The 12,025-nt window shown below is 43.1% G+C and carries 13 protein-coding genes; all 13 read left to right on the top strand.

Annotated elements, in window-relative coordinates:
- Positions 1–138 precede the first annotated feature (138 nt).
- The gene (locus ACEN82_RS19295; protein WP_090533920.1) at positions 139–510 is read left to right on the top strand and encodes an NADH-quinone oxidoreductase subunit A; all 372 of its coding nucleotides are present in this window, start codon (positions 139–141) and stop codon (positions 508–510) included.
- 123 nt (positions 511–633) lie between these two features.
- Positions 634–1,176, top strand: coding sequence for an NADH-quinone oxidoreductase subunit B (locus ACEN82_RS19290; RefSeq protein ID WP_090533918.1), 543 nt, complete (start codon positions 634–636; stop codon positions 1,174–1,176).
- Positions 1,176–1,679, top strand: coding sequence for an NADH-quinone oxidoreductase subunit C (locus ACEN82_RS19285; RefSeq protein WP_413321436.1), 504 nt, complete (start codon positions 1,176–1,178; stop codon positions 1,677–1,679). Before ACEN82_RS19290 ends, ACEN82_RS19285 begins: the two co-directional genes overlap by 1 nt.
- 138 nt (positions 1,680–1,817) lie before the next feature.
- Complete coding sequence (locus tag ACEN82_RS19280; protein WP_413321437.1) at positions 1,818–3,029, top strand: NADH-quinone oxidoreductase subunit D; 1,212 nt, start codon at positions 1,818–1,820, stop codon at positions 3,027–3,029.
- Entirely contained in the window at positions 3,022–3,546 is a 525-nt protein-coding gene (locus ACEN82_RS19275) for an NADH-quinone oxidoreductase subunit NuoE family protein (protein WP_413321438.1), read from the top strand. Before ACEN82_RS19280 ends, ACEN82_RS19275 begins: the two co-directional genes overlap by 8 nt.
- 3 nt (positions 3,547–3,549) lie before the next feature.
- Positions 3,550–4,908: an NADH-quinone oxidoreductase subunit NuoF gene (nuoF, locus tag ACEN82_RS19270; RefSeq protein WP_413321439.1), complete on the top strand. Its 1,359-nt coding sequence runs from the start codon at positions 3,550–3,552 to the stop codon at positions 4,906–4,908.
- 113 nt (positions 4,909–5,021) lie between these two features.
- On the top strand, positions 5,022–6,011 hold the full coding sequence (locus tag ACEN82_RS19265) for an NADH-quinone oxidoreductase subunit G (RefSeq protein WP_413321440.1): 990 nt from the start codon (positions 5,022–5,024) through the stop codon (positions 6,009–6,011).
- Positions 6,011–7,042: an NADH-quinone oxidoreductase subunit NuoH gene (nuoH, locus tag ACEN82_RS19260; protein WP_413321441.1), complete on the top strand. Its 1,032-nt coding sequence runs from the start codon at positions 6,011–6,013 to the stop codon at positions 7,040–7,042. Before ACEN82_RS19265 ends, nuoH begins: the two co-directional genes overlap by 1 nt.
- Before the next feature lie 17 nt (positions 7,043–7,059).
- Positions 7,060–7,557, top strand: coding sequence for a NuoI/complex I 23 kDa subunit family protein (locus ACEN82_RS19255; protein ID WP_090533905.1), 498 nt, complete (start codon positions 7,060–7,062; stop codon positions 7,555–7,557).
- A 57-nt stretch (positions 7,558–7,614) separates the two neighbouring features.
- Complete coding sequence (locus tag ACEN82_RS19250) at positions 7,615–8,118, top strand: NADH-quinone oxidoreductase subunit J family protein (RefSeq protein WP_413321442.1); 504 nt, start codon at positions 7,615–7,617, stop codon at positions 8,116–8,118.
- Positions 8,118–8,447 carry an NADH-quinone oxidoreductase subunit NuoK gene (gene nuoK, locus ACEN82_RS19245; protein ID WP_090533902.1) on the top strand — a complete coding sequence of 110 codons (330 nt, stop codon included), beginning with the start codon at positions 8,118–8,120 and terminating at the stop codon, positions 8,445–8,447. The genes ACEN82_RS19250 and nuoK overlap by 1 nt, the downstream gene beginning before the upstream one ends.
- 143 nt (positions 8,448–8,590) lie before the next feature.
- Positions 8,591–10,504: an NADH-quinone oxidoreductase subunit L gene (gene nuoL, locus ACEN82_RS19240; RefSeq protein ID WP_413321443.1), complete on the top strand. Its 1,914-nt coding sequence runs from the start codon at positions 8,591–8,593 to the stop codon at positions 10,502–10,504.
- 25 nt (positions 10,505–10,529) lie between these two features.
- On the top strand, positions 10,530–12,005 hold the full coding sequence (locus tag ACEN82_RS19235) for a complex I subunit 4 family protein (protein ID WP_413321444.1): 1,476 nt from the start codon (positions 10,530–10,532) through the stop codon (positions 12,003–12,005).
- Positions 12,006–12,025: the final 20 nt, after the last annotated feature.

Raw genomic sequence — 12,025 nt, 5'->3', positions numbered from 1 at the left:
GCCTTTTTTGTTTACCCAATTTGAAAAATTGACCTGGAACGATAAATTTGTTATCAAGATTAGTACTGAATTGCAGAAATGATTAACAACCTTATAAATCACACTTTTTTATTATTAAGGCATTAGTATATTTGCAGCATGGAAGCACAAAGTTTACCGGTTAATTATTTACCCATCATATTTCAAATGGTGGTTGCTTTAGGGTTTGTGGTAACAACAATGTTTGTAACGCACAAAATAGGGCCCAAAAGAAAAACAAAAGATAAGCTGACCCCTTTTGAGTCGGGTATTGAGGTAGTGGGTAATGCCCGGACACCAATCTCTATTAAATATTTCCTGGTAGCCATTTTGTTTGTGCTGTTTGATGTGGAGGTTATTTTTATGTACCCCTGGGCGGTAAATTTCAAGGCGTTAGGTACTACCGGTCTTATTGAAATGTTTATTTTCATGGCGACACTTCTGCTGGGTTTTATCTACGTAATAAAAAAGGGAGCTTTAGACTGGGATTAAGTTTAGATTGATTCTAAATATACCCCCTCTATACCCGTAGTGTACTTTTTACATCGTTATTATTGTAAATTTGCTGCTATTATCCACATTTAGTGGTGATGGTTTTTCTATCAATTTAGTTCAATGAGTGATATTCAATTAGTTGATGCCCCTGCCGGAGTTGAAGGCGCCGGGTTTTTTGCTACCTCGCTTGATAAAGTAATAGGCATAGCACGCTCAAATTCATTATGGCCTTTGCCGTTTGCCACTTCATGTTGCGGTATTGAGTTTATGGCCACCATGGCATCTCATTATGATCTTTCGCGTTTTGGTGCCGAGCGTTTAAGCTTTTCACCCCGCCAGGCCGATTTATTAATGGTTATGGGTACTATAGCCAAGAAAATGGCTCCCGTACTGCGCCAGGTATACCTGCAAATGGCCGAGCCACGTTGGGTAATGGCTGTTGGCGCCTGCGCTTCAAGCGGTGGTATATTTGATACTTACTCCGTTTTGCAGGGCATTGACGAAGTTATCCCGGTTGACGTTTACGTACCTGGTTGCCCGCCGAGGCCAGAGGCTATTATAGATGGTTTTATGAATATTCAGGAGCTGGTAAAAACGGAATCCCTGCGCCGCAGGAGCGAGCCTAAATACCAGGAGTTATTAGCTAAATACGGAATTCAATAATGGCTAAGATACCTAACGAAGAGCTTATTAAAGCTATAGCCGATAAATTTGATACTTCAGTAACGGTTATTGGTGAGCCGTATGAACTGCTTACCGTTGAAACTGGCCGTGAAACAATCATCGATCTGCTTACTTTTCTGAAAACGGATCCGGCCCTTAAATTCATTTTCCTGACAGATATTACAGGTATTCATTACCCTGAACAGGAAAAGCCGATAGGCGTTATTTATCACCTGCATAGCCTCACTACTAATACCCGTATCAGGATCAAGGTATTTTTGGCCGATGCTGATGTGCATATCCCAACTGCTACGGTGCTTTGGGATGGTGCAAACTGGATGGAACGCGAAACTTATGACCTTTTTGGGGTGCTATTTGACGGTCACCCGGATTTGCGCAGGATTTTGAACGTAGATGATATGACCGCTTTCCCAATGCGTAAGGAGTTTCCGCTGGAAGATCCTAACCGTGTTGACAAGAAGGATTTCTATTTTGGAAGATAATACATAGATAGAAACAAGAAATTGAGACATAAGAAACAAGAAATAGGAAAGTAAGAAAGGGGGAGGAAGTTTCCCGTCTTGACTCTTTATTTCTTGATTCTTGACTCTAAAAATTCCTGACTCTAATTAATAATACTGATGCAAAATCATCCTGTATATACAGATAACGATCCGCAAAGCGAGCTATCAACCCTTAACCTGGGGCCAACTCACCCTGCTACCCACGGGGTGTTTCAAAATGTGCTCCAGCTTGATGGCGAACGCATCGTTAGCGGTGTATCAACCATTGGTTATATACACCGCGCATTTGAAAAAATTGCCGAGCACAGGCCTTTTTACCAGATAACCCCGCTTACCGACCGTTTAAACTATTGCTCATCACCCATCAATAACATGGGCTGGCATATGACAGTTGAAAAGTTGTTAAATATCCAAACTCCAAAGCGCGTTGATTACCTGCGCGTAATTGTGATGGAGCTTGCCCGTATAGCCGATCATATCATTTGTAACGGTGTATTGGGTGTGGATACCGGCGCGTTTACAGGCTTCCTGTACATGATGGAGCACCGTGAGGCTATTTATGAAATATATGAAGAAGTTTGCGGTTCGCGCCTTACAACCAACATTGGCCGTATAGGTGGTTTTGAGCGTAACTTCAACAGCCGTGCATTCGATAAACTGCGCGCATTTTTAAAGAACTTCCCTAAAACCCTCAAAGAGTTTGAGAGCCTGTTTAACCGTAACAGGATCTTTGTCGACCGTACCAGGGACGTAGCTGCTGTTAGCGCCGAAACTGCTTTGAGCTACAGCTGGACCGGGCCGCTTTTACGTGCTGCCGGTGTTGATTACGACGTAAGGGCTATGAACCCATATTCATCATACGAAGATTTTGAATTTGAAGTTCCGGTAGGCGACAATGGTGATGTTTACAGCCGTTTTTTGGTTCGTAACGAAGAAATGTGGCAAAGCTTAAGGATCATTGAGCAGGCCTTAGCCAAACTTGATAGGGAACCAAGCGATATTTTCCACGCTGATGTACCTGAATTTTACCTGCCTCCAAAAGAGGAAGTATATAATAACATGGAAGCTTTGATCTATCACTTTAAAATCGTGATGGGCGAAATTCCAACCCCCAAAACCGAGGTTTATCATTCGGTTGAAGGTGCTAACGGCGAGCTGGGCTTTTACCTGGTTAATGATGGTGGCCGCTCACCGTACCGTTTACATTTCCGCAGGCCAAGTTTCATCAATTACCAGATGTATGCGCCAATGAGCCGTGGTATGTTATTATCAGATGCTATTATTAACATGAGTAGTTTAAACGTTATAGCCGGAGAGTTAGATGCTTAGAGTTGACGAAGCTCAGGAACCGGTTGAATTTTCGCCGGCACTGATCAGCAAATTTGATGAAATAGTTAGCCGTTATCCGCAGGGAAAACAAAAATCGGGCCTACTGCCGATCCTTCACCTGGTACAGGCCGAATTTGGCTGGGTTAGCGCGCCCGCGATGGATAAGGTTGCCGAATATTTAAGCATCCTGCCTATTGAGGTATACGAGGTTGCTACATTTTATACCATGTATTTTTTACGCCCGCAAGGCAAGTACGTGCTGGAAGTTTGCCGCACAAGCGGTTGCTACCTGGTAGGTGCCGAAAAGATCATGGATCATATAGAGGAAACCCTTGGTGTAAAAGAAGGTGAAGTTACTCCCGACGGCCTATTTAGCTGGAGAGGGGTAGAGTGCCTTGCCGCCTGCGGTTTTGGCCCCGTATTGCAAATTGGCCCTGAATACACTTTTTATGAAAACCTGACCAACGAGTCGGTAGATAAATTGATCAGTGATTTAAAAGCGAAAGCTAAGAATTAAGTTATGGGACGGAAATTACTTTTAGAACATATAAACGTACCCGGCATCAATACATTTGATGTTTACCGTTCAAAAGGTGGCTATGCTTCTGTTGAGAAAGCATTGAAAACCATGTCGCCTGAAGAGATCGTTGAAGAGGTTAAAAAATCGGGCTTACGCGGTCGTGGCGGTGCGGGTTTCCCTACCGGTATGAAATGGAGCTTTTTGGCTAAGCCCGAAGGCGTTGCGCGTTACCTGGTTTGTAATGGTGACGAATCGGAGCCCGGTACTTTTAAAGACCGCTACCTGATGACTTATATCCCTCACTTGTTGATTGAGGGCATGATTGTATCAAGCTTTGCGCTTGGTGCTAATACATCATATATCTACCTGCGTGGCGAAATGATGCCGCAGATAAGGATCCTGGAAAGAGCTATCGCTGAAGCAAAAGCAAAAGGTTTCTTAGGAAAAAACATCTTAGGTACCGGTTACGATCTTGAGCTTTACGTTCAGCCAGGCGGTGGCGCTTATATCTGCGGTGAAGAAACCGCTTTATTGGAATCATTGGAAGGTAAACGTGGTAACCCGCGCATCAAACCTCCGTTCCCGGCTATCGCAGGTCTATACGGTTGCCCTACCGTTGTAAACAACGTTGAATCTATAGCGGCGGTTGTACCTATCATTAACGAGGGTGGCGACGAATATGCTAAAATAGGTATCGGTCGTAGTACAGGTACCAAATTGATCTCCGCAGGTGGTAACCTGAAAAAACCTGGGGTTTATGAAATTGAACTCGGTGTACCTGTTGAAGAATTTATATATTCTGATGAGTATTGCGGTGGTATCGCCAATGGCAAACGTTTAAAAGCGGTTGTTGCGGGTGGTTCATCAGTACCAATTTTACCGGCTAACCTGATCCTGAAAACCATCAATAATGAAGCCCGCCTGATGAGCTACGAATCATTATCAGATGGTGGTTTCGTAAGTGGTACCATGTTAGGTTCGGGCGGCTTCATCGCTTATGATGAGGATGCCTGTATTGTACGTAATACCTGGAACTTTGCCCGTTTTTATCATCACGAAAGCTGCGGACAATGTTCGCCTTGCCGTGAAGGTACCGGCTGGATGGAAAAAGTATTACATCGCCTCGAGTATGGTCATGGCAAAATGAGCGACATGGACCTGCTGGTAGATGTATCTAAAAAAATAGAAGGAAATACCATTTGTCCGCTGGGTGACGCGGCAGCATGGCCTGTGGCCAGTGCTATTCGCCATTTCAGGGATGAGTTTGAATGGCACGTAACTAACGCGAGCGAAGCAACTTCAAGAAACTACGGTTTGGCACATTATGCTGATCCGTTGAAAGTTGCAGAGACGGCGTAAAGCACTCCTCTAAATCTCCCCTAAAGGAGAGACTTTTGATTTGCATATTTATCCATATTTCATTTTCGAAATCAGGATTGAGAATTTATAAACGACGTTATTATTAAATGTCAATGAAAGTAACAATAGACGGAATAACCGTTGATGTAGAACCCGGAACAAGCATCCTGAACGCCGCAAGGCAAATAGGAGGTGATATTGTTCCGCCTGCAATGTGCTATTACTCTAAGCTGCAGGGTAGCGGCGGTAAATGCCGTACCTGTTTGGTTAAGGTTACCAAAGGATCAGAAAAAGATCCGCGCCCTATGCCTAAACTGGTGGCTTCATGCCGTACCGGTGTTATGGATGGGATGGAGGTACAAAATATTACTTCGCCGGAGGTTATTGAAGCCCGTAAAGGCGTGGTAGAAATGCTGCTGATCAATCACCCGCTTGATTGCCCTGTTTGCGACCAGGCCGGCGAATGCCACTTGCAGGATCTGGGCTTTGAGCATGGAGCAGCTAAAACGCGCTATGAATTTGACCGCCGTACATTTGAAAAGATAGACATAGGTGACAAAATTCAGCTGCACATGACCCGTTGCATCCTTTGCTACCGTTGTGTGTTTACTGCCGATCAGATCACCAATACCCGTTTACATGGCATCCTGAACAGGGGCGATCATTCTGAAATTTCCACTTACATCAGTAAGGCTGTTGATAACGATTTTTCGGGTAACATGATTGACGTATGTCCGGTAGGTGCTTTAACTGATAAAACTTTCCGCTTTAAAAACCGTGTTTGGTTTACCAAGCCTGTTGAAGCATACCGCGATTGCGATAAATGCTGCGGTAAAGTAACACTTTGGTACAAAGGCGAAGATGTGATCAGGGTAACTGGCCGTAAAGATGTTTACGGTGAAGTTGAGGAATTTATCTGCAACACTTGCCGCTTCGACAAAAAGAAAACTGCCGATTGGGTTATTGAAGGCCCACGTAAAGTATCTCACCACTCTGTGATCAGCGCTAACCATTACGAGTTTACACCGCTGCCGGTTGTTAAAACCAACCCGGTGCTGATGGAAGCTAATAAAGAACAATTTGAAAGGGAGACCCGCTTATAATGGAAACTACCGATTTAATATTCAGGATCGTACTGATCGTTGTGATTTTCGCTATCAGCCTGGTTGTGGCTATGTATTCAACCTATGCCGAACGTAAAGTTGCTGCATTTTTCCAGGATAGGATAGGCCCTAACCGTGCTGGTCCATGGGGTATTTTACAACCCCTTGCCGATGGTGGCAAGATGTTTTTGAAAGAAGAGATCATCCCTACCAATGCAACCGGCTTCCTGTTCATTGTGGGCCCTTCACTGGCTATTTTAACTGCTTGCATCGGTTCGGCTGTTATTCCATGGGGATCGGCTATCCAAATTGGCGGTCGTACGTTTGATCTGCAGGTTACCGATATTAACGTAGGTGTACTCTACATTTTTGGTGTGGTATCATTGGGGGTTTATGGTATTATGATTGGCGGCTGGGCTTCCAACAATAAATACTCATTATTAGGCGCTATCCGCGCGGCATCACAAAATATCAGCTACGAAATTTCGATGGGTTTATCCATCATCGCATTGCTGATGCTTACCGGTACTTTAAGCCTTAAGGAAATCGCGGAGCAACAACATGGTTTTGCCTGGAATGTTTGGAGGCAGCCGCTTGGCTTCCTGCTGTTCCTGGTGTGTGCTTTTGCCGAAACTAACCGTTCACCATTCGATTTACCTGAGTGCGAAACCGAGCTCGTGGGTGGTTACCACACCGAGTATTCATCAATGAAATTAGGTTTTTACCTGTTTGCCGAGTATATCAATATGTTTATCTCATCGGCAGTAATGGCTACTTTATATTGGGGTGGTTACAACTATCCATTCATGGATAATTTTGCAGCGTGGGCTGGACCAAACGCAGCAACCATATTAGGCGTTGTTGTATTATTTGGTAAGATCTTCTTCTCTATCTTCTTTTTCATGTGGGTACGCTGGACTATCCCGCGTTTCCGTTATGACCAGTTGATGGACCTTGGCTGGAAAATATTAATTCCATTGGCCATTACCAACATCGTGCTGACAGGCGTGATTAGTACATTACTTAAATAGATTGGAGTTTTTAAAAAATGGAATCATTAAGCAATAAACGAAAAGTACTGGAAGTTAAGCCACTCAATTTTTTAGAGCGTGCTTATCTGCCGGCCATTGTGGGCGGTTTATCCACTACAATGAAACACTTTTTCAAAAAGCCGGTAACCATCAGCTATCCTGAAGAAAAGCGTGAATTTTCGGAGAATTTCCGCGGTATGCACTCGCTTAAACGTGATGAGGATGGCAGAGAACGTTGCACAGCCTGCGGCCTTTGCGCATTATCGTGCCCGGCAGAAGCTATTACCATGACAGCTGCCGAACGCCAGAAAGGCGAGGAGCACCTGTACCGCGAAGAGAAATATGCTGCTGTTTATGAAATTAACATGCTGCGCTGCATTTTTTGCGGTTTATGTGAAGAGGCCTGCCCTAAAGAAGCTATTTATCTTGACGGTGATATCGTACCTGCCGACTACTTAAGGAAGGATTTTATTTACGGTAAAGACAAATTAGTAGAAGCACCCTTAAATCAATAAAGAAGTTTTATACCTTTGCCCTGCCTAAAAGGGTAAAGGTATTTTGTAAATAAAAACATGAGTACATTTTACTTCATCGCATTTTTGTCCATATTCTTTTCGATATTGGTAATCTCGGCCAAAAATCCGGTACATAGTATCCTTTATCTGATCCTTACTTTTTTTACTTTCACCATTCACTACATTTTGCTTAACGCTCAATTTTTGGCGATAGTAAATTTCATTGTATACATGGGCGCTATATTGGTATTGTTCCTGTATACGCTGATGCTCATCAACCTTAACAAGGAGTCGGAACCTGTAAAGCCTTTCATGGTTAAAATAGCCGGTGTTTTTGGCGGTGGCATATTAGCTGTTGCTGTTGCATCATCGCTTAAACTCATTGGTGCATCAAACCCGGTAATATTACAAAACCCGGATCTGGGCCTTGTAAAAAACTTAGGTAAAGTATTGTTCAACGAATTTTTATTGCCTTTTGAAGTATCATCGGTGCTATTGCTATCGGCAATGGTAGGCGCGGTATTATTGGCCACTAAAGAAAAAGAACCTAAAGTAGCATAATGGAAAGTTTAACAAATACTATGCACGCCGTGCCGCTTAATCATTACATACTGTTAAGCACAATCATTTTTGCTATAGGCGTAATGGGCGTATTGATCCGCCGTAATGCAATCGTGATCTTCATGTCGGTTGAGTTGATGCTTAATTCGGTTAACCTGCTGCTTACCGCGTTTTCGGTATACAGGGGTGATGCAACCGGGCAGGTGTTCGTGTTTTTTATCATGGCGTTGGCCGCTGCTGAAGTTGCAGTTGGTTTGGCTATTATCGTGATGATCTATCGTAACACAAACTCAATTGATATCAACGTACTGAACAGGTTGAAGTGGTAATAGTTATTTCGGATTTCGAAGTTTCGATTTCGGAATTGTAATAGCTGATTAGTAATAAAACAAACGTTGTTGCCTCTTTCCCGCAATAGCGATTAGATAATTAAAAACGTATAACGTAACGCGTAAAACGTACAACATCGAACATGGATAAATATATCTGGCTTATTCCAATACTACCGTTAGCCGGTTTTGTTATAAACGGACTTGGCCGTAATTCATTATCAAAAAGTGTAATTGGCTTTATTGGCAGTTTGCTTGTACTGGTATCATTTGGTTTAAGCATTGCAGCTTTTTTCCAGGTAAAATCAACCGGAGTTCCTATTAATGTCAACTACTTTACCTGGTTTGCGGTTGGGTCATTAAAATTTCCTTTCGCATTCCTTATAGATCAGTTAAGCGCTATCATGCTGCTGATCATTACAGGCGTTGGCTTCCTGATCCACCTGTATTCTATTGGCTACATGCATGACGACGAAGGTTTCGGAAAATTTTTCGCTTATCTCAACCTGTTCGTTTTTTTCATGCTATTGCTGGTTTTAGGTTCAAACTACCTCATCATGTTTATTGGATGGGAGGGCGTGGGCTTGTGCTCATACCTGCTGATCGGTTTCTGGTTTACCAATCCTGATTATGCAGATGCAGCGAAGAAAGCGTTTGTGATGAACCGTATCGGTGATCTTGGCTTCTTATTAGGCATCTTCACCATTATTTATGTTTTCGGTAGCATCCAGTTTGCAGAGATCTTCCCGAAGGCAGCTGTTATGAAATCAAGCGCTGGTCCACTGTTTATCATTACCATTTTACTATTCATTGGTGCCTGCGGTAAATCTGCGCAGTTGCCGTTGTTTACCTGGTTGCCAGATGCGATGGCCGGCCCAACTCCGGTTTCGGCTTTGATCCACGCTGCTACCATGGTTACAGCCGGTATCTATATGATTGCCCGCTCAAACATATTCTATACTTTATCTCCGGATACAATGGAGATCATTGCTTATGTAGGTTTGGCCACGGCTCTTATTGCAGCACTTATCGCGTTAACGCAAACAGATATTAAAAAGGTATTGGCTTATTCAACCGTATCTCAATTGGGGTATATGTTTTTAGGCCTGGGTGTTGGTGCTTATACCGGCGCTTTCTTCCACGTGTTAACACACGCTTTCTTTAAAGCTTTATTATTCCTTGGTGCAGGGTCAGTGATCCACGCCATGAGTGGTGAGCAGGATATGCGTAAAATGGGCGGCTTGAAAGGCAAGATCAAAACTACGTTCACCACTATGATGATTGGTACTGTAGCTATCGCCGGTATCCCTCCTTTGGCAGGTTTCTTTTCAAAAGATGAGATCCTGGCACATGCTTACGCCCATAGCCCTATATTTTGGGCTGTAGGTGTATTAACCGCTATGTTAACTTCATTCTATATGTTCAGGATGATGTACCTAACATTTTACGGAAAATTTCGTGGTACTCATGAGCAGGAGCATCATTTACATGAATCGCCTCCAACCATGACTATTCCGCTTATTGTGTTAGCTATACTTTCATTTTTTGGTGGTTTTATAGGTGTGCCGGAAGTATTACACGGGCATCACGAGCTGGCACATTTCCTTGAACCAGTTTTCAAAAAATCAAATGAGATTTTGGGCGAACATCATTTGTCCGAATCACTTGAGTATGCTTTAATGGGTACTTCGGTGGTATTGGCTTTAGCTGCTATGGCATATGCTTATGTTAAATATGCTAAAAATGGCAGTGTACCTGTTGCTGATACTGAAGAGCGTCCGGCGTTGACCAGCTTATCATACCACAAGTTTTACCTTGATGAACTCTATGATCTGGTTGTTCGCAAACCACTCGACTGGCTTTCAACCTTCTTCTATAACATCATAGAGCGTTTAGGTATCGATGGTTTGGTGAACGGAATTGGCAGAGGAACAATTGAAACCAGTAAAGGCTTGCGCCTGTTGCAAACAGGGAATGTAGGTTTCTACATATTTATAATGGTACTGGGAATTATCGCGGTATTACTGTATAGCGTATTTGGATTAACTAAAATATAAACGATAAGCGTTTAGCAACATAAAAATGACCGTTAGTATATTACTTTTTTTGCCAATAGTTGCCGCTGTTATAACTGCCCTGCTTAAAAACGGGATAGCTAAACATGCTGCATTATTTTTCTCTGTTGCCCAACTGGTAATAGCGCTTATATTTTTAAGCAAGTTTGTTCCGGATGCATCAACCCAGTTTGTTATTGATGTGCCATGGATCAGCAGTTTTGGAATTTACTTTAGTGCCGGTATCGACGGGATCAGTATGATCCTGGTTTTGTTGACCACCGTGCTTGTACCATTAATTATTTTAACAACCTATCAGCATCAATATAAAAACGAAGGTGCCTTTTATGGTCTTATCCTGTTTATGCAGGCTGGTATGCTGGTTGTATTTACCGCCCTCGACGGATTTTTGTTTTACGTTGGATGGGAAGCGGCATTGATTCCAATTTACTTCATTTGTGCCCTTTGGGGAGGCGAAAACCGCATCCGTATTACCATTAAATTTTTCATCTACACCTTTGCCGGTTCGTTGTTCATGCTGGTAGGCATTATCTACCTGTACCTCCAATCTCCTGACAAAACTTTTGATATCCACAATTTCTATAAAATGACTTTGGATGTTAAACATCAGAGCTGGATCTTCTGGGCGTTTTTTCTGGCCTTTGCCATCAAGATGCCTTTGTTCCCTTTCCATACCTGGCAGCCTGATACTTATACCGAAGCTCCATCTGGCGGGACCATGATGTTATCAGGTATCATGCTTAAAATGGGTATTTACGGTGCTATCCGCTGGATGATCCCTAATGCCCCGCTTGGCTTTTATCATTTCCAGGCATTGGCCATGATCCTCGGGGTTATAGGTGTAGTTTATGCTTCTATTATCGCCTTTAAACAAAAAGACGGAAAACGCCTGGTGGCCTATTCATCAATAGCACACGTTGGCCTGATAGCTGCAGGTATTTTTGCCTGGAATATTGCCGGTGTTCAGGGTGCCATGATTCAGATGCTTAACCACGGTATTAACGTTGTTGGTATGTTCTTTATCTGGGATATCATCGGCCGCAGGCTAAACACCCGTGAGATAGATCAGCTTGGCGGTATCGCGAAGGTAGCCCCTAAATTTGCAATAGGTTTCCTGATCATATTATTAGGTACAGTGGGATTACCGCTTACCAATGGTTTTATTGGCGAGTTCCTGTTGCTGAAAGGTGTATTTGATTTTAGCGTACAGCACTATGTAAACCTGGTACTGGCTGCAGTTGCAGGTCTTACCATCATTTTTGGTGCGGTTTACATGTTACGCCTTTATAAAAACGTAATGCAGGGTGAAACCAACCCGCTTACAGCTACTTTTGCTGATGTTAGCGGTACTGAAAAGTTAACGTTGTGTATAATTTGTGCCCTGGTTATTGTATTGGGCATTTATCCTCAGCCTATTCTGCATATCTCTGAAGCTGCGGTAACGCAACTGGTAAATCAGATAGGTTCAAAGTTTACAATGTAGGTTTAAGATTTTAAAGAAAA

The organism is Mucilaginibacter sp. Mucisp73, assembly GCF_059491465.1.
This window is presented reverse-complemented; position numbering and strand designations above follow the sequence as displayed.